The sequence below is a fragment of the Actinoplanes sp. NPDC000266 genome, from assembly GCF_042899005.1.
GTDB lineage: Bacteria > Actinomycetota > Actinomycetes > Mycobacteriales > Micromonosporaceae > Actinoplanes.
Genome location: NZ_JBIAZI010000009.1, coordinates 222,151 through 239,783, shown reverse-complemented (window position 1 = coordinate 239,783; position 17,633 = coordinate 222,151). Strand labels below are relative to the sequence as shown.

15 protein-coding genes are annotated in these 17,633 nt (G+C 70.1%); 3 read left to right on the top strand and 12 right to left on the bottom strand.

The window, feature by feature from the left end:
* Positions 1 to 3: 3 nt before the first annotated feature.
* Complete coding sequence (locus ACFY36_RS34180) at positions 4 to 360, top strand: STAS domain-containing protein (RefSeq protein WP_499750045.1); 357 nt, start codon at positions 4 to 6, stop codon at positions 358 to 360.
* On the opposite strand, the gene ACFY36_RS34175 is transcribed toward ACFY36_RS34180, so the two are convergent.
* From ACFY36_RS34175 to kdpF, 7 genes are all read right to left on the bottom strand, one after another.
* Positions 326 to 1,447, bottom strand: a complete 1,122-nt coding sequence (locus ACFY36_RS34175; protein ID WP_499750044.1) for an SDR family NAD(P)-dependent oxidoreductase — start codon at positions 1,445 to 1,447, stop codon at positions 326 to 328. The genes ACFY36_RS34180 and ACFY36_RS34175 overlap by 35 nt on opposite strands.
* An 85-nt stretch (positions 1,448 to 1,532) precedes the next feature.
* The gene (locus ACFY36_RS34170) at positions 1,533 to 2,210 is read right to left on the bottom strand and encodes a response regulator (protein ID WP_499750043.1); all 678 of its coding nucleotides are present in this window, start codon (positions 2,208 to 2,210) and stop codon (positions 1,533 to 1,535) included.
* The gene (locus ACFY36_RS34165) at positions 2,207 to 4,684 is read right to left on the bottom strand and encodes a DUF4118 domain-containing protein (RefSeq protein WP_499750042.1); all 2,478 of its coding nucleotides are present in this window, start codon (positions 4,682 to 4,684) and stop codon (positions 2,207 to 2,209) included. Before ACFY36_RS34165 ends, ACFY36_RS34170 begins: the two co-directional genes overlap by 4 nt.
* A 20-nt stretch (positions 4,685 to 4,704) precedes the next feature.
* On the bottom strand, positions 4,705 to 5,553 hold the full coding sequence (locus ACFY36_RS34160; RefSeq protein WP_499750041.1) for a potassium-transporting ATPase subunit C: 849 nt from the start codon (positions 5,551 to 5,553) through the stop codon (positions 4,705 to 4,707).
* A 3-nt stretch (positions 5,554 to 5,556) separates the two neighbouring features.
* Positions 5,557 to 7,689, bottom strand: coding sequence for a potassium-transporting ATPase subunit KdpB (gene kdpB / locus ACFY36_RS34155; RefSeq protein ID WP_499750040.1), 2,133 nt, complete (start codon positions 7,687 to 7,689; stop codon positions 5,557 to 5,559).
* Positions 7,686 to 9,332, bottom strand: coding sequence for a potassium-transporting ATPase subunit KdpA (gene kdpA, locus ACFY36_RS34150; RefSeq protein WP_499750039.1), 1,647 nt, complete (start codon positions 9,330 to 9,332; stop codon positions 7,686 to 7,688). The genes kdpB and kdpA overlap by 4 nt, the downstream gene beginning before the upstream one ends.
* Positions 9,332 to 9,421 carry a K(+)-transporting ATPase subunit F gene (gene kdpF / locus ACFY36_RS34145; protein ID WP_499750038.1) on the bottom strand — a complete coding sequence of 30 codons (90 nt, stop codon included), beginning with the start codon at positions 9,419 to 9,421 and terminating at the stop codon, positions 9,332 to 9,334. The genes kdpA and kdpF overlap by 1 nt, the downstream gene beginning before the upstream one ends.
* Positions 9,422 to 9,745: 324 nt before the next feature.
* On the opposite strand from kdpF, the gene ACFY36_RS34140 reads away from it, so the two are divergent.
* Entirely contained in the window at positions 9,746 to 11,815 is a 2,070-nt protein-coding gene (locus ACFY36_RS34140) for a PhoX family protein (protein WP_499750037.1), read from the top strand.
* An 89-nt stretch (positions 11,816 to 11,904) separates the two neighbouring features.
* On the top strand, positions 11,905 to 13,977 hold the full coding sequence (locus tag ACFY36_RS34135) for a PhoX family protein (protein ID WP_499750036.1): 2,073 nt from the start codon (positions 11,905 to 11,907) through the stop codon (positions 13,975 to 13,977).
* 6 nt (positions 13,978 to 13,983) lie between these two features.
* Here ACFY36_RS34135 and ACFY36_RS34130 read toward each other — a convergent pair whose 3' ends face one another.
* The 5 genes from ACFY36_RS34130 to ACFY36_RS34110 are packed head-to-tail and all read right to left on the bottom strand — an operon-like array spanning position 13,984 to position 17,616.
* Positions 13,984 to 14,268: an ArsR/SmtB family transcription factor gene (locus ACFY36_RS34130; RefSeq protein ID WP_499750035.1), complete on the bottom strand. Its 285-nt coding sequence runs from the start codon at positions 14,266 to 14,268 to the stop codon at positions 13,984 to 13,986.
* Positions 14,265 to 15,077, bottom strand: a complete 813-nt coding sequence (locus tag ACFY36_RS34125) for a metal ABC transporter permease (protein WP_499750034.1) — start codon at positions 15,075 to 15,077, stop codon at positions 14,265 to 14,267. The genes ACFY36_RS34130 and ACFY36_RS34125 overlap by 4 nt, the downstream gene beginning before the upstream one ends.
* Entirely contained in the window at positions 15,061 to 15,918 is an 858-nt protein-coding gene (locus tag ACFY36_RS34120; RefSeq protein WP_499750033.1) for a metal ABC transporter permease, read from the bottom strand. Before ACFY36_RS34120 ends, ACFY36_RS34125 begins: the two co-directional genes overlap by 17 nt.
* The gene (locus ACFY36_RS34115) at positions 15,915 to 16,661 is read right to left on the bottom strand and encodes a metal ABC transporter ATP-binding protein (RefSeq protein ID WP_499750032.1); all 747 of its coding nucleotides are present in this window, start codon (positions 16,659 to 16,661) and stop codon (positions 15,915 to 15,917) included. The genes ACFY36_RS34120 and ACFY36_RS34115 overlap by 4 nt, the downstream gene beginning before the upstream one ends.
* Position 16,662: 1 nt before the next feature.
* Positions 16,663 to 17,616 carry a metal ABC transporter substrate-binding protein gene (locus ACFY36_RS34110; RefSeq protein ID WP_499750031.1) on the bottom strand — a complete coding sequence of 318 codons (954 nt, stop codon included), beginning with the start codon at positions 17,614 to 17,616 and terminating at the stop codon, positions 16,663 to 16,665.
* Positions 17,617 to 17,633: the final 17 nt, after the last annotated feature.

The following is a 17,633-nucleotide window of genomic DNA, read 5'->3' as shown; positions in this document are numbered from 1 at the left end:
ACGATGACCGCCACTTCGGTCGACGTCGAAACCAACCCCGACGGCACGCTCGTCATTCAGCCGCACGGCGTTCTCGACGCCGAGGACGCGGTCGAGCTGCGCCGCACCCTGGTCCACGCCGTGCGCCACCTACGGCCCCTGCGACTCGTGCTCGATCTGCACGATGTGCCCGAGATCGATCCGATCAACCTGGGAACCCTGGTCGCCACCTGCTTCCTCGGCGACGACCATCAGGTCGCCGTGTTCCTCGACCACACCAGCCCGTCGATCGCCGACCGGCTCAGCGCGGCCGGCGTGGCCCATCACCGCCTGCGCGAGGTGGGGGTCAGCCCAGCCGGTCGGGAGCGCCCAGCGGCGTGAACTCGAAGATGTCGGGCCAGGCCGGGGCGTAGAGCACGTCGTCGTCGAGTCGCTCGCAGAGGCCGGTGGCCTCGAGCATCTGGCGTACGCCACCCTGGGCGTTGGTGACCTCGAAACCGTGCCCGCCGCGCAGCGCCCTGGTGTACCCCATCAGCAGCACCTCGATGCACTCGCTGCCGATCTCGTCGACCCGGGCCAGGTCGACCACGACGCGGCCGCGGCGCTTGCGGGCGAAGGCGTCCCACAGCCGGCGCCGCAGCTCACGGTGGGCCGCCTTGTCGAAAGAGCCGCTCAGGTGCAGGTACGTGGTGTTGCCGGCCTTGTCGGTGTCTCTCTCGATGGCACAGCGGAGCTCCGTCATGCACCCGGTGTACCCGGCGCAGGTAACCGGCCGCCCAATACCAAGGAGAGCGGCGGTGGCGAGCATCCGGCCCTCGTAATAGGCGCCGTTCTCGAAGACGGCGCCCGGCTCGGTGGCCCAGAGGATCTGCTCGGCGCCGTCACGCACCGACAAGCCGCCCATGCCGTAGACCCCGGCGAACCGGCCGGTGTCGACCACTCCCGGATGCACCGCGACCGCCTCGACCTCGCTGCTCAGCACCTCGGTGAGCAGAATGCGGGCGGCCTGCGCGTTGGCGTAGGCCTGCGCCGGCCGCAGGCCCACGACTTCAAGGTCGAGCCGGGCCATCCGGTGCCGTGCGGAGGCGACCGTGACGACCCGCCCGCCACTGACGGTCAGCGCCGGGATGAGCGCACAGGTGAGCGCCTGATGAGCCGAGTAGTTGACCTGGTAGAGGGTTACCGGGTCCTCGATGCCCAGCGTGCCCGCGTTGTTGACCAGCAGGTCGAGCCGCTCGACGCGGTGGCCGAGGTCGGCCACCTCCTCGGGGTGGCGGAAGTCGGCCGAGACCGGGGTGAGCCGCTCCGCCTTCGTGCCCGCGGCCACGAGCCGGCGGACGGCCTTCTCGGCCGAGCGCGGGGTGGGCCCGTGCACCAGAACGTGGAAGCCGCGTCCGGCCAGACGGCGGCTCAGCTCGTGACCGATACCGTGCGATGCCCCGGTGACCAGGGCGGTTGTTCCGTTCACGGTTCCATGCAACGCCGGCGGGAAGCCCGTCGACAGGGGCGTTGACACGTTACGTACAGGCGCCCGGTCTTTGTTGACGGGCCGTTCACGGCACGAAGCGATATCCCATGGCGGGCTCGGTGAGCAGGTGCCGCGGGCGGGCCGGGTCGGTCTCCAGCTTGCGGCGCAGCCGGGCCATGTACTGGCGCAGATAGTTGGTCTCGGTGCCGTACTGCGGGCCCCACACCTGCTGGAGCAGGTGATATTGGCTGATCAGCTTGCCGGGGTGACGGGCCAGGTGTTCCAGCAGCTCCCATTCGCGCGGGGTCAGGCGTACGTCGTGGTCGCCGCCGGAGACGCTGCGGGTGGAGAAGTCGACCGTGTGGCCGCCGATGGTGACGACCGGGCCTGCCTCGTCGCCGGGCTGGACCCGCCTCGTCACCGCGCGCATCCGGGCCAGCAGTTCGTCGACGCCGAACGGCTTGGTGATGTAGTCGTCGGCCCCGGCGTCGAGGGCGGCCACCTTGTCGGCGCTGCCGGCCCGGCCGGAGAGCACGATGATCGGCACGCCGGTCCAGCCGCGCAGGCCACGGATCACCTCCACGCCCTCCATGTCGGGCAGGCCGAGGTCGAGGACGACCAGGTCGGGGCGGTGATGGGCGGCGGCGTGCAGGGCCGAGGCGCCGTCGGGGGCGGTGTCCACCTCGTACCGCCGGGCCTTGAGGTTGATCCGCAGGGCCCGCACGATCTGCGGCTCGTCGTCCACCACGAGCACGCGGGTCATGAGCTCACCGGCAGGGAAAGGACCATGGTGAGGCCACCTCCAGGGGTCTCTTCGGGGGTGAGGTCGCCGCCCATCGCCTCGGTCAGGCCGCGGGACAGGGCCAGGCCGAGACCGACGCCGGTGTGGTTGTCGCGGTCGCCGAGGCGCTGGAAGGGCAGGAAGACGTCGTCCCAGCGGTCCCGCGGGATGCCCGGGCCGTGGTCGATGACGCGCACTTCGAGGATGTCGCCGTAGCGGCTCACGGTGATTACCGGTGGCTGCTCGGGCGGGCTGTAGCGCAGCGCGTTGGCGACCACGTTGACCAGCACGCGTTCGAGCAGGCCGGGGTCGGCCCGCACGGGCGGCACGTCGTCCGGGATGTGCAGGGTGACCGTGCGGCCGTCCGGGCCGAGGTCGTCGAGCGCGCGCGGGATGACCTCCTCGGCGCCGACGTCGACGGTGCTGACGCCGAGCGCGCCGGCCTGGAGGCGGCTCATGTCGAGAAGGTTGGCCACGAGCCGGTCGAGCCGGTCGAGCGACTCGTCCGCGGTGACCAGCAGCTCGTGCCGGTCCTCCTCGTCGAAGTGCACCTCGTCGCTGAGCAGGCCCGCCACCGACGCCTTGGCCGAGGCCAGCGGCGTGCGCAGGTCGTGGCTGACCGCGGCCAGCAGCGCGGTGCGCATGCGGTCGGCCTCGGCCAGCGGTTTCGCCGCGGCCGCCTCGGCGCTGAGCCGCTCCTGGCGCAGCGCCACCGCGGCCTGCGCGGCGAACGCCTCGACCAGGCGCCGGTCGGACGCCTCCAGCGGATGGCCCTTGAGCAGCATGGTGACGTGCTCGTCGGCCCGCACCTCGACGTCGGCCTCGGCCGAGCGGGTGCACGCCGGCGTGCCCACCTCGGCCGCCGCCTCGCCGTCGCTGAGCAGGGTCACCGAGTCGAAGCCGAACGTCTCACGCACCCGTTCGAGCAGCGCCATCAGCGGCCGCTCGCCCCGGACCACGCTGCCCGCCACAGTGGACAGGATCTGCGCGTCGGCCGAGGCGGCCGCGGCCTGCCGCGTCTTGCGGGCCGCGGTGTCGACCACCCAGCTCACCGCGAGCGCCACCACCACGAAGATGCCGAGCGCGAGCAGGTTGTCCCGCTCGGCGATGGTGAATTTCTTCAGCGGCGGGGTGAAGAACCAGTTCAGGATCAGCGATCCGGCCACCGCGGCCAGCAGCGCGGGCCAGAGACCGCCGATCAGCGAGACGCCGATGACGGCGGCCAGGAAGAGCAGGATGTCGTTGGTCAGCGTCAGCGACGGGCCGACCGAGAGCAGCAGGGTCAGCGCGGGCAGGCCGGCCACCACGGCGACGAAGCCGGCGATCTGCCGGGCCGGTGACAGCGCGACCGGTACCCGCACCCGCCGGCGGCCCTGCGCGGCCCGCTCGTGTGGCACGAGGTGCACGTCGATCGAGCCCGACTGGGCGATCGTGGTGGCGCCCACGCCGGCCGAGAGGATCTGGGCGAACCGCCCGCGGCTGCTGGCGCCCAGCACGATCTGGGTGGCGTTGACCGCGCCGGCGAACTCGAGCAGCGCCTGCGGTACGTCCGAGCCGGCGACCTGGTGATACGTGCCGCCCAGGGTCTCCACGAGCAGGCGCTGCCGGGCCAGCCGGGCCGGATCGGCCCCGACCAGGCCGTCGTTGCGGGTGACGTGCACGGCGAGCAGGTCGGTGCCCTTGTTGCGGGCGGCGATGCGGGCGGCCCGCCGGATCAGGGTGTCGCCCTCGGGGCCGCCGGTCAGGGCGACCACCACCCGCTCGCGGGTCTCCCAGGTCTTGTCGATGCCGTGCTCGGCGCGATATTTGCCGAGCTGGTCGTCGACCTTGTCGGCCAGCCAGAGCAGCGCCAGCTCGCGCAGCGCGGTCAGGTTGCCGGTGCGGAAGTAGTTGCCGAGGGCCGCGTCGACCTTCTCGGGCTGATAGATGTTGCCGTGCGCCATCCGCCGGCGCAGCGCCTCGGGCGTCATGTCGACCAGCTCGACCTGCTCGGCCGCGCGCACCACCGCGTCCGGCACGGTCTCGCGCTGCTCGACGCCGGTGATCTGGGCGACCACGTCGTTGAGCGATTCCAGATGCTGCACGTTGACCGTGGTCAGCACGCTGATGCCGGCGTCGAGCAGGGCCCGCACGTCCTGCCACCGCTTGGCGTGGGCCGAGCCGGGCACGTTGGTGTGCGCGTACTCGTCGACGACGGCGAGCTCAGGCCTGCGGGCCAGGATCGCGTCGAGGTCCATCTCGGTGAACTCGGCGTCCCGATAGGTGATCCGCTCGCGCGGGATCACCTCGAGGTCGCCGATCATCGCCGCGGTGTGCTTGCGGCCGTGCGTCTCGACGAGCGCGACCACGACGTCGGTGCCGCGCTCGGCCCGGCGGTGGGCTTCTTCGAGCATGGCGTACGTCTTGCCGACGCCGGGCGCGGCGCCGAGATAGATCCGCAGTTCTCCACGTGCCATGACGCCGCGCCTCCCTTCGCCTACTTGCCTTCGTCCAGAGCCACGTTCAGCTCCAGGACGTTGACGGCGGGCTCGCCCATGAAACCGAGAGCGCGACCGTCAGTGTGCTCCTCGATGAGCTGGTGAACCCGGCTCAGCTCCAAACCGCGCTCGCGGGCGATCCGCGGCGCCTGGAGGTTCGCGTACTCGACGCTGATGTCCGGGTCGAGGCCGCTGCCGCTGGCCGTGACGGCGTCCGGCGGGACGGCCGGGTGGGCCGGGGCGTCGCCGCGGATCGGCGTGATGACGCCGCCCTCGGCCACGTAGTCGGTGTCGTTCCGGGCCGGCTCGACGGTGACGCCCTGGTAGGTCGCGACGAACGGGGTGCCGGTCTGGTTGACCGACACGACCCGGGTGACCGGGCCGGTCAGGCCGTCGCGGTAGAAGACCGCGAGCACAGCGCCGACGCCGTCGCTGGTGCAGTACGGCCGGCCGCCGTCCACGTTCTCCAGCTTGCCGATGGCCAGGCTTCGTTCACAGACCTGGGTGAGGAGACTCTTCGCGTCAGCTGTGTCGACCACGCTCTCCGGGCCGAGGTTGCTGGCCGCGGTGGCGGTCGGGTCGTAGCCGTCACCGGCCGCCGAAGGTCGGCTCTGGAAGTACTTCGGGACGGGGTTGCCGTCGGCGTCGGTGAACGACTGGCCGATCAGGCTGCTGCCGACCGTGGTGTCGCCGACCTTGACCAGCGAGCCCTCGGCCTTGCCGTCGAGACCGGGCACGTGTCCGATGGCGACAAAGGCCAGGGGGTACGCCAAACCGAGCAGAACGGTCATGACGAGCAGCGCGCGCAGCGCCGCGATGTGTTGTGAGAGCCAGGTAGGGAGTCGCATCTGTCAGATCCCGGGGATGAACTGGATGATGAGGTCGATGATCTTGATGCCGAGGAACGGCACGATGACGCCGCCCAGGCCGTAGATCCACAGGTTGCGGCGCAGCAGCGCGCTCGCGCTCGACGGCCGGTAGCGCACGCCGCGCAGGGCGAGCGGGATCAGCGCGACGATGACCAGCGCGTTGAAGATGACCGCGGACAGGATGGCCGAGCCAGGCGAGTGCAACCGCATGACGTTGAGCGCGTCGAGGCCCGGATAGACCGCCGCGAAGATCGCCGGGATGATGGCGAAGTACTTCGCGATGTCGTTGGCGATCGAGAAAGTGGTCAGCGCCCCGCGGGTGATGAGCAGCTGCTTGCCGATCTCGACGATCTCGATGAGCTTGGTCGGGTCGGAGTCGAGGTCGACCATGTTGCCGGCCTCCTTGGCGGCCGACGTGCCGGTGTTCATGGCCACGCCGACGTCCGCCTGAGCCAGCGCGGGAGCGTCGTTGGTGCCGTCGCCGGTCATCGCGACCAGCCGTCCGCCCTCCTGCTCCTTCTTGATCAGCGCGAGTTTGTCCTCGGGCGTCGCCTCGGCCAGGAAGTCGTCGACACCGGCCTCGGCGGCGATCGCGGCCGCGGTCCGCGGGTTGTCGCCCGTGATCATCACGGTCCGGATGCCCATCTTGCGCATCTCGTCGAAACGGGCGCGCATGCCCGACTTCACGACGTCCTTGAGGTGGATGACGCCCAGGATGCGGTCCTTCTCGGCCACCACCAGCGGGGTGCCGCCGGAGGCGCTGATCCCGTCGACGATCTCGCTCACCTCGTCGGAGGAGTGGCCGACCCACTTGATCACGGCGCCGGCGGCGCCCTTGCGGATCTGCCTCTCCCCGGCTACCGCCCCAACCGCCCGCCCTTCACCGGACTGAAGACTGGGCTTGATGTCGACACCACTCATCCGCGTCTGCGCGGTGAACGGCACGAACGTCGCGTCCGTCATCAGGCCCGGCTCGCGCTCACGAAGCCCGAAGTCGTTCTTCGCCAAGACGACGATCGAGCGGCCTTCCGGCGTCTCGTCGGCCAGGCTGGACAGCTGCGCGGCGTCGGCCAGCTCCTGCGCGGTCACGCCGTCGACCGGGACGAACTCGGAGGCCTGGCGGTTGCCCAGGGTGATCGTGCCGGTCTTGTCGAGCAGCAGCGTGTTCACGTCACCGGCCGCCTCGACGGCGCGGCCCGACATGGCCAGCACGTTGCGCTGCACGAGACGGTCCATGCCGGCGATGCCGATGGCCGAGAGCAGCGCGCCGATCGTGGTCGGGATCAGGCAGACGATCAGCGAGACCAGCACGATGCCGGTCACGCCGTGCGCGTCGATGGCGATCGTGTCCGGCGCGGCCGCCTGGTACGCCTTCGAGAAGATGGCCAGCGGCTGGAGCGTCACCACCGACAGCAGGAAGATGATGGTGAGCGCGGCCAGCAGGATGTTGAGCGCGATCTCGTTCGGCGTCTTCTGCCGGTTGGCCCCCTCGACCAGGGCGATCATCCGGTCGACGAAGCTCTCGCCGGGCTTCTGGGTGATCCGCACGACGATCCGGTCGGAGAGCACCTTGGTGCCGCCGGTGACGGCCGAGCGGTCGCCGCCCGACTCGCGGATCACCGGGGCCGACTCGCCGGTGATGGCCGACTCGTCGACGCTGGCGATGCCCTCGATGACGTCGCCGTCACCGGGGATCACCTGGCCGGCCTCGACCACCACCACGTCGCCCTGCTTGAGCTCGGTGGCCGGGATCTCGCGGCCGTTCTTCAGATAGGCCAGGGTGTCCTGCTTGGCCGCGCGCAGAGCCGCGGCCTGAGCCTTGCCCCGGCCCTCGGCGACCGCCTCGGCCAGGTTGGCGAAGACAACCGTGAGCCACAGCCAGATCGTGATGATCCAGGCCAGCACGCTGGGATCGGTGATGGCCAGGACGGTCGTGAAGACCGAGCCGACCTCGACGATGAACATGACCGGGTTGCGCCAGAGCGCGCGCGGATCGAGCTTGGCCAGCGCCTGCGGCAAGGAGCGCCACAACTGATTCAGGTCGAGCAGCCCACCGCGTACGGAGGAAGGGGTCTTGGTCTCCGGGGTCTCCGGAGGAGAGGCGAGCAAGGTCATGAGAGGCCCTCCGCGATGGGACCGAGAGCGAGAGCGGGCAGGAACGTCAGCGCGACCAGCACGATCGTGACGCCGACGACCAGACCGACGAACAGTGGTTGGTGGGTGGGCAGGGTGCCCTCGGACTCCGGGACCGGCTTCTGCCGGGCCAGCGAGCCGGCCAGGGCCAGCACGAGGACGATCGGCAGGAAACGGCCGAGCAGCATGGCCAGGCCGAGCGCGGTGTCCCACCACGGGGTGTTGACCGTGATGCCGGCGAAGGCGGAGCCGTTGTTGTTGCCGGCGCTCGTGAAGGCGTACAGGACCTCGGAAAGCCCGTGGGGTCCGACGTTGAGCGCCGTGGAGTTGTGGCCGGTGGCGAACGCGGCCGCCGTGCCGATCAGCACCACGGCCGGTGTGACCAGGAAGTAGAGCGATGCCAGCTTCATCTCGCGGGCGCCGATCTTCTTGCCGACGTACTCCGGCGTACGGCCGACCATGAGGCCCGCCACGAAGACCGTGATCGTGGCCAGGATCAGCAGGCCGTAGAGGCCGGCGCCGACGCCACCGGGCGCCACCTCGCCCAGCATCATGTTGACCATCGGCATCATGCCGCCGAACGACGTGTACGAGTCGAGGAACGAGTTCACCGCGCCGGTCGAGGTCAGCGTCGTGACCGCGCCGAACGTGGCCGAGTTGGGGACGCCGAACCGGACGTCCTTGCCCTCCATGGCCGCGCCGACCGCCTGTGGGACCGTTCCGCCACCGTGCACCTCGAAGCCGACGGTGAGCGCGATCGAGGCGATGGCGAGCACCGACATGACCGCGACGATCGCGTAGCCCTGCCGGTTCTGGCCGACCATCCGGCCGAAGACCCGCGGCATCGCGAACGGGATGCACAGGATCAGGAACAGCTGGATCCAGTTGGTCCAGGTCGTCGGGTTCTCGAACGGGTGGGCCGAGTTGGTGTTGTAGAAGCCGCCGCCGTTGGTGCCGAGCTCCTTGATCGCTTCCTGGGAGGCGACCGGCCCGCCGGTGATGTGCTGGGTGGCGCCGGTCAGCGTGCTGACGTCGGTGCCGCCGGACAGGTTCTGCACCATCCCGCCGATCATGAAGACCAGGGTGGCCAGCACGGCGATCGGCAGCAGCACGCGCAGCGTGATCCGGGTCAGGTCGACCCAGAAGTTGCCGAGCGTCCTGCTCTTGCGGGCGGCGAAACCGCGGATCAGCGCGACCGCGACGGCGATGCCGACGCCGGCCGAGACGAAGTTCTGCACCGACAGGCCGGCCATCTGGGCCAGGTGGCCCATGGTCGATTCGCCCGAGTACGCCTGCCAGTTGGTGTTGGTCACGAAGCTGACCGCGGTGTTCCACGCGATGTGCGTGGGCACGCCGTCGAAGCCGAGCGACAGCCAGAGCTTGTCCTGCACGCGCAGGAACAGGTAGAGGAACAGGATCGAGACGGCCGAGAAGGCGAGCACGCTGCGGGCGTAGACGCCCCAGGTCTGCTCGGCGTTCGGGTCGACCCCGACCAGGCGGTAGATGCCGCGTTCGACGACGTTGCTGCGCCGTCCGCTCACGACGCGGTAGAGGTAATCACCCAGTGGCCGGTACGCCGCGGCGACCGCGAGCACCAGCGTGATGACGAAAAGCCAGCCGGCCATCAGAACTTCTCCGGAAACAACAGGGCGGCTACGAGGAACCCGGCCAGGGCGACGGCCACGATCAGGCCGATGACGTTGACGGCGCTCACGAGCGTTCGACCGCCTTGATCAGCACGGTCAGCGCCGCGAACAGCGCGATCGTGAGAACGACGAACCCGAGATCAGCCACGGGGTGACTCCTTGGACATGGGAGGTGTGGTGGTACGGACGAAGCGAAGCGCGCCGGGAAGTCCGCGTCATCGGCGTTGACGCGTTGCGTACGGCCGCCGGGGGTTTCTTCACGCGTTTTTGACGCGGCTGCGACGGGGGCCACAAAGAATCGAGGGGTCGCTCTCTGACGTGGAGTTGTTTACGCTGCGTTCACCTGGGATCGATGCACTCCGATCTGCGTCGCGATCAAAGGAGATCTCGAGATGCGTGAGCTGCTACCCCTGTTGGGTCATGGACGGGACGCCAAGACGTGCCTCTACCGGTGCGGGAACGCGTGCGACCACCCGGCGCCCAACCAGACGGACAATCCGTATTTAGGCGATATCGTCGACGCTGCGGTGAGCCGCCGCGGGTTGCTGGTGGCCGGTGGTGCGGGCGCCTTGGTGCTCGGCGTCGGCGGCGGCGAGGCAGCGGCCGCGGGACCAGCTGAGGCCGCGGGGCCAGCCGGTGCGGGACCAGCCGCTGCGGGACCGGCCACTGCCGGCCAGTTGACCTTCAAGCCCATCCCGCCGAACGAGCTCGACACCTTCATCGTGCCGAACGGCTACGACCACGCCGTGGTCGTCCGCTGGGGCGACCCGATCTTCCCCGGGGCGCCCGGGCTCGACGTGCACCATCAGACCGGGGAGACCCAGTCGAAGCAGTTCGGCTACAACAACGACTTCCTCGGCGTGCTGCCCTTCCCCGGCCGCCGCGACCGGGCCCTGCTGGTGTCGAACCACGAGTACACCAACGAGGAGCTGATGTTCCCCGGCTTCACCAGCCAGGAGGCGCTCACCGTCGACCAGGTCCGGGCCGCGATGGCCGCGCACGGCATGTCGGTCGTCGAGCTCGAACGGGTCGGCGACACCGGTCAGTGGCGGCTGATCCGGTCCGGGCGGAGGCCGTACAACAGGCGCTTCACCATGCTGGCGACCGAGTTCCGGGCGGACGGGCCGGCCGCCGGCTCGCCGCTGCTGCGGACCGCGGCCGATCCGCGGGGCACCACGATCATCGGCACGCTCAACAACTGCGCCGGCGGGGTCACGCCGTGGGGCACGGTTCTGTCCGGCGAGGAGAACTTCAACCAGTATTTCGTCGGCGGCGACGCCGTCCCGGCGGCCGACAAGCCGTACCTGAACCGCTACGGCATCCTCACCACCGCGCGTTATCCGTCCGGCTCGCGCCGCTGGGAGCGGGCGCAGGAGCGCTTCGACCTGGCCAAGCATCCGCACGAGGCGAACCGCTTCGGCTGGATCGTCGAGGTCGACCCGTTCTCGCCCGGCGAAGCGCCCCGCAAGCACACCGCGATGGGCCGCTTCAAGCACGAGGGCGCGAACGTGATCGTGGCCAAGTCGGGGCACGTCGTCGCGTACATGGGCGACGACGAGAGGTTCGAGTACCTCTACAAGTTCGTCTCATCGGGGACATATCGCCCGCATGATCGGCGGCACAATCTCACCCTGCTGTCATCGGGGACGCTCTACGTAGCGCAGCTCAGCGGGGACAGCCCGGCCTCGGAGATCGACGGCTCCGGGAAGCTGCCCTCGGACGGCGCGTTCGACGGCACGGGCAAGTGGATCAAGCTGGTTTCGGGCACCACCTCCTTCGTACAGGGAATGTCCGCGATTGAGGTTTTGACCTTTGCCCGTCTCGCCGGCGACGCGGTGAAAGCGACCAAGATGGACCGTCCCGAGGACGTCCAGCCGAGCCTGAAGACCGGCAAGATCTACGCCGCCCTCACCAACAACACCAACCGCGGGGTCGGTACGTATCCGGGCGTCGACGAGGCCAATCCGCGTGTGGCCAACCGGCACGGCCAGATCTTCGAGATCACCGAGGACGGCGGCGACCACACCGGCACCACCTTCACCTGGTCGCTGCCGATCGTCTGCGGCGACCCGGCCGACCCGTCCACGTATTTCGCGGGATTCGACAAGACGAAGGTCTCGCCGATCTCCTGCCCCGACAACGTCGCCTTCGACAGCACCGGGAACCTGTGGATCGCGACCGACGGCAACGCGCTGGGCAGCAACGACGGGCTGTTCGCGACGCCGATCGAGGGCCCGTCCCGCGGGCACCTCAAGCAGTTCCTGACCGTGCCGCCGGGCGCCGAGACCTGCGGGCCGTTCATCACCGGCGACGACCGGTCGGTCTTCGTCGCGGTGCAGCATCCCGGCGAGATCACCGGCGCCACCATCGACAACCCGGCATCGACGTGGCCCGATGGCGACTTCGCCAAGCCGGCGGTGGTGGTCACCTGGAATCTCCATAACAGAGCTATCGGTAGTTAAGACGTTTACGCCGCGTTCACCCCGGACCGGTAGTCCGGGGTGAACCCCCTCTCCTACGTTTCGGGCAGCTCACCTATCGAGGAGATGAGATGCCTGATATTCGCCGTCGGTTGCTACCCCTGCTGGGGCACAGCGGCGGGAGCCGGGACGCGATGACGTGCCTCTACCGGTGCGGCAACGCCTGTGACCACCCGGCCCCGAACGAGTCGGCCAACCCGTACCTCGGCGACGTGGTCAGCTCGGCCCTGAGCCGGCGTGGACTGCTCGCGGCCGGTGGCGCCGGCGCCCTCGTGCTCGGCCTCAGCTCCACCCCGGCCATCGCGGCGACCCCGGCAATCGCCGCGCCGGCCCATCACCCCAAGCCGGGGGTGAAAGCGGGCCCGCTGACCTTCAAGGCCATCCCGCCCAACCAGCTCGACACGCTGATCGTGCCCAACGGCTACGACTCGTCGGTCGTCATCCGCTGGGGCGACGAGGTCGTGCCCGGCGCGCCCGGCTTCGACCTGGACCGCCAGACCGCGAAGGCCCAGTCGAAGCAGTTCGGCTACAACAACGACTTCGTCGGCGTCATCCCGATCAGCGACGACCGGGCCCTGCTCGTGGTCAACCACGAGTACACCAACGAGGAGCTGATGTTCCCCGGCTTCACCAGCCTGGACGCCCTCACGGTGGAGCAGGTCAAGGTGGCCATCGCGGCGCACGGCCTCTCCGTGGTCGAGATCGAGCGGGTCGGCCACACCGGCGAGTGGAAGCCGGCACGCTCCAAGCGGCTGCGCTACAACCGGCGTATCACCGCCCTGGAGACCGCGTTCCGGCTCACCGGACCGGCCGCCGGCACCCCGGCGCTGCGGACGCAGGCCGACCCCAAGGGCTACACGGTCATCGGCACGCTCAACAACTGCGCCGGCGGCGTCACCCCGTGGGGCACCGTGCTGTCCGGCGAGGAGAACTTCAACCAGTACTTCGTCGGCGGCGACGCCGTTCCGGAGGCCGACAAGGCCAAGCTCAACCGGTACGGCATCACGACCACCGCCCGCTACCCCAGCGGCTCGCGCAAGTGGGACCGGGCCCAGGAGCGCTTCGACCTGGCCAAGCACCCCAACGAGGCGAACCGCTTCGGCTGGATCGTCGAGGTCGACCCGTTCGACCCGGACGCGCCGCCGCGCAAGCACACCGCGATGGGCCGCTTCAAGCACGAGGGCGCCAACGTCATCGTGGCCAAGTCGGGGCACGTCGTGGCGTACATGGGTGACGACGAGCGGTTCGACTACCTGTACAAGTTCGTGTCGGCGGGTAAGTACCGTCCGCACGATCGCCGGCACAACCTGACCCTGCTCGAGTCGGGCACGCTCTACGTCGCCAAGGTCACGGGTGACAGCCCCGCCGCGGAGATCGACGGCACCGGCAAGCTCCCCACGGACGGCGCCTTCGACGGCACCGGCACCTGGATCAAGCTGGTCTCGGGCAATGTGTCGTACGTGCCCGGAATGACCGCGGCCGAGGTGCTGACCTTCACCCGCCTCGCGGGTGACAAGGTCGGCGCGACCAAGATGGACCGTCCCGAGGACGTCCAGCCCAGCCTCAAGACCGGCAAGATCTACGCCGCGATGACCAACAACACCAACCGGGGCGTCGGCTCGAACCCGGGCGTGGACGAGGCGAACCCGCGCAACGCCAACAAGCACGGCCACATCTTCGAGCTGGTCGAGGACAAGGGCGACCACACCGGCCTGTCCTTCACCTGGTCCCTGCCGATCGTCTGCGGCGACCCGACCGCCGCCGACACGTACTTCGGCGGCTACGACAAGACGAAGGTGTCGCCCATCTCCTGCCCCGACAACGTGGCCTTCGACAGCGCCGGGAACCTCTGGATCTCGACCGACGGCAACGCGCTGGGCACCAACGACGGCCTCTTCGCGACGCCGATCGAGGGCGCCGAGCGGGGCGCCCTCAAGCAGTTCCTGACGGTCCCGCGCGGCGCCGAGACCTGCGGCCCGTTCATCACCGGCGACGACCGCTCGGTCTTCGTCGCGGTCCAGCACCCCGGCGAGATCAGCGGCGCCACGGTCGACAAGCCCGCCTCGACGTGGCCCGACGGCGACTACGCCAAGCCCGGCGTCGTGGTGACGTGGCGCCTCGACGGCGGCCCGGTGGGCAGCTGACGCGTCCTACTCGCCGCCGGCGAACCGCACCACCTGGGTGACCAGGTGGGCGGTCGCGTCGTCGGTCAGGGCGTAGTACACCTGCCGGCCCCGCCTTCGGCGCCGGATCAGCCGGGCGTCGAGCAGGAACCGCAGGTGGTGCGCGACCGCGGTGGGATCCGCGGGCACGGCGGCGGCGATCTCGGGAGGACCGAGCTCGCCGCCGCGCAGCAACACCAGGATGCGCAGCCGATGTTCGTAGGCCATGCCGCGCAACACGATCACCGCCCGCTCGAGCACGTCGTCGTTCACGCCGCGGCCACCCCGCGCAAGGGGCGGGCCAGGATCGAGGAGACGGCCAGGAGCAGGGTTGCGGTCAGAGCGATGCTCGCGCCGGCGGCGACGTTCCAGATGTACGAGGCGTAAAGCCCGCCCAGGCCACTCGCGACGGCGAACACCACCGCCAGCCCTGTGATCACCGGCAGTCGCGTCGACCACAGGCGGGCCGCGGCGGCCGGCGCGACGATCAAGGCCACCGCCAGGATCGTTCCCACCGCCGGGACGATGGTCACCACCACGGCTTCCACCGTGAGCAGAAGCACGACGTCCCAGGTGCCGACGGCCAGGCCGGCCGCCCGGGCGCCGCCCGGGTCGAAGCCGGCGAAGGTCAGCGGGCGGGCGCAGACCGCCAGCAGGGCCGCCACCGCGACCAGCATCGCCGCCGTGAACACCAGGTCCTGGTTGTTCACGGTGAGGATCGAGCCGACCAGCAGGGCCGACAGGTCGCGGCTGAAACCGCTCTGGGTGGCGATCAGTCCGGCGCCCAGCGCGAACCCGGCCGACAGCACGACGCCCGTCGCGGCGGCCGCGTTCTGGCCCTGCCTCCGGCTCAGGACGGCCACGCCCAGCGCCACCACCGCCCCGGCCACGATGCCGCCCGCGAAGACGTTCACGCCGATCAGCGAGGCGGCCACCACGCCGGGGAAGGTCGCGTGGGTCAGCGCCATCGTGAAGAACGACAAACGGCGTATCACCACCTGCACGCCGATCAGCCCGGCCAGTGCGCCGGCCAGGATCACCTCGGCGATGGCGCGGTGCAGCGCGTCATCCCACCAGCTCATGCGGCGATCCCTTTCGCGCGGGCGGCGTTCGGCGGCGCAGCGGCAACAACACGAGATACGCCACCACGAGCAGGAGTACGACCGCGGAGGCCGAGGTCAGCGAGATGCCGTAGTCGACCGACGCGGTCCAGCTGATCCACAGGCCGCCGTAGCCGGCGAGCAGGATCAGGACCGTGCCGATCACCGCCATCGCGGCCAGCCGCGCCGTGATCAGACGGGCCGCGGCGGCCGGGATGATCAGCAGGGCGACGACCAGGATCGTCCCGACCGCGCGGACCGCGGCCACCACGACCAGGGCGACGATCACGTTCAGCCACAGGTCCAGCCAGAAGGTGCGATAGCCGGCCGCGGCCGCCGCGGCCGGGTCGAAGGTGCGGAACAGCAGCGGCCGGGCCGCGATCGCCAGCATCACCAGGATCACCGCCGCCAGCACGGCGGTCTCGGCGATCTGCCGCGGCGTCACGGTCAGGAGACGTCCGAAGAGGAAAGACGTCAAATCGGAGGTGTACGAGGATTGGCGCGACACGAGCACGACGCCGATCGAGAACATCGCGGTCAGCACGACGGCCGTGGACGCGTCGTCGGAGAGCGCCCCGGTGCGGGTCAGCAGGGTCAGCACGACCGCGGTGAGCAGCCCGGCCACGAGCGCGCCCACGACCAGGCCCTCCACCCCGCCGGTCAGAAAGCCGATCACCACGCCGGGAAAGACGGTGTGGGTGAGCGCGTCCGACACGAAGGACAGCCGGCGGGCGAAGACGAAGACGCCGACCGGCCCGCAGATCAGCGCCAGCAGGGCCAGCTCGGCCATCGCCCGGGCCATGAACGGCACAGTGAGGATCACGGCTCCACCAGAACCGTGCGGCCGTCGGCCAGGTCGATGGCGTGACCGCCGTACGCCGAACGAAGTTGATCTGCCGTCAGCACCTCCCCCGGAGGGCCGAAGGCCCACTGCCGTCCGTTGATCAGGCAGACCAGGTCGGCCACGTCGCGGGCGAGGGCGAGATCGTGCGTGCTGAGCAGCAGAGCCGTGCCGGCGGCGGTGAGTTCGCGCAGCACCGTCAGGATCGCCTCCTGGCTGACCACGTCGACGCCGTTGAACGGCTCGTCGAGCAGCAGCAACCCGGGTTCGGCGGCCAGCGCGCGGGCGACGAGCACCCGCTGCCGCTGACCTCCGGAGAGCAGCCCGAACCGGCGCCCCGCCTCGTCGGCCAGGCCAACCCGGTCGAGAGCCTCCTTCGCGGCCCGCCGGTCGGCGGCCCGGGTGGGCCGCCACCAGCCGATCCGGCGGTAGCGGCCCATCAGCACGACCTGCGCGGCGGTGACCGGGAAGTCCGGGTCGAGGTCGCCGACCTGCGGCACATATCCGCACCGCTCCCGCGCCCGCCCCGGGGCGAGGCCGAACACCTCGGCCGTGCCGGCGAGCACCTCGGTCAGCCCCAGCACCGCCTTGATCAGGGTCGACTTGCCGGCGCCGTTGGGCCCGGCCAGGGCGAGGCACTGCCCCGCCGGCAGCTCCAGGTTCACGTGGCTGAGAACCGGGGTGCCGCGGTATCCGACGCTCGTGTCGGCGAAGCGGAGAACCATGTCAGCCGGCCAGCGCGTCCACGATGACCTTGGTGTTGTGCTCCTCGGCCCCGAGGTAGGTGCCGGTGGGCGTGCCCTGCTCGCCGAGGCTGTCACCGTAGAGGGCGTCCTCGCCCCCGATCACCTTGACGCCGGCCTGCTGGGCGATGGCCTCGGCGCTCTTCGGTGGCAGCGAGCTCTCGGTGAAGATGGCCTTGGTGCCGGTTGCCTTGATCTTGGCAACCAGGTCGGTGAGCTGCTGCGCGGAGAGTTCGGCGGACGTGTCCAGGCTGGGAATCACGGAGCCGACGAACTGAAGCTTGTAGCGGTCGACGTAGTAGCCGAAAGCGTCGTGGTTGGTGACCAGCTTGCGGTCGGCCGCGGGCAGCTTCGCGAAAGCGGCCTCGTTGTCGGCGTCCAGTTTGTCGAGCTTGGCCGAGTAGTCGGTCAGGTTCTTGGCGTACGTCCCCGCGTCCTCAGGATCGGCCGAGGCGAGCGCCTTCTCGATGTTGGTGACCATGATCTTGGCGTTCCGGGGGTCGTGCCAGATGTGCGGGTCGTGCTCCTCTTCGGCGTGCTCTCCGCCCGCTTCCTCCTCGTGGCCGCCCTCGCGCAGGGTGACGCCCTGGCTGGAGTCGACGACGGTGCCCTTGAAGCCGGCCGAGGCGATGGTCTGGTCGAGCCAGGCTTCGAGACCGACGCCGTTCTTGACGACGACCTTGGCCTCGCCGATCGCTTTGATGTCGGCCGGCGTGGGCTCGTATTCGTGGGGGTCCACATTGGGCTTGATGATCTGAGTGACGGTGACATCGTCCCCACCGATGTTGCGAACGAAGTCGGCAACTTCCGGCGTGGTCGCGACCACCGAGAGGGCCGAGCCGCCGCTCGGAGCGGCCGCCGCGCCACCGTCGTCGGAGCCGCAGCCGGCGAGCGAGATGAGGGCCGCCGAGATGGCGAGAATACCGAGTGCTTTCACGCTGCAAAACGGTAATC

Coding starts and splice junctions, on each gene's coding strand:
- ACFY36_RS34125 (WP_499750034.1), bottom strand. CDS start 15,077: ATGAGCTGGTGGGATGACGCGCTGCACCGCGCCATCGCCGAGGTGATC.
- kdpB (WP_499750040.1), bottom strand. CDS start 7,689: ATGACCTTGCTCGCCTCTCCTCCGGAGACCCCGGAGACCAAGACCCCT.
- ACFY36_RS34165 (WP_499750042.1), bottom strand. CDS start 4,684: ATGGCACGTGGAGAACTGCGGATCTATCTCGGCGCCGCGCCCGGCGTC.
- ACFY36_RS34160 (WP_499750041.1), bottom strand. CDS start 5,553: ATGCGACTCCCTACCTGGCTCTCACAACACATCGCGGCGCTGCGCGCG.
- kdpA (WP_499750039.1), bottom strand. CDS start 9,332: ATGGCCGGCTGGCTTTTCGTCATCACGCTGGTGCTCGCGGTCGCCGCG.
- ACFY36_RS34140 (WP_499750037.1), top strand. CDS start 9,746: ATGCGTGAGCTGCTACCCCTGTTGGGTCATGGACGGGACGCCAAGACG.
- ACFY36_RS34170 (WP_499750043.1), bottom strand. CDS start 2,210: ATGACCCGCGTGCTCGTGGTGGACGACGAGCCGCAGATCGTGCGGGCC.
- ACFY36_RS34115 (WP_499750032.1), bottom strand. CDS start 16,661: ATGGTTCTCCGCTTCGCCGACACGAGCGTCGGATACCGCGGCACCCCG.
- ACFY36_RS34180 (WP_499750045.1), top strand. CDS start 4: ATGACCGCCACTTCGGTCGACGTCGAAACCAACCCCGACGGCACGCTC.
- ACFY36_RS34135 (WP_499750036.1), top strand. CDS start 11,905: ATGCCTGATATTCGCCGTCGGTTGCTACCCCTGCTGGGGCACAGCGGC.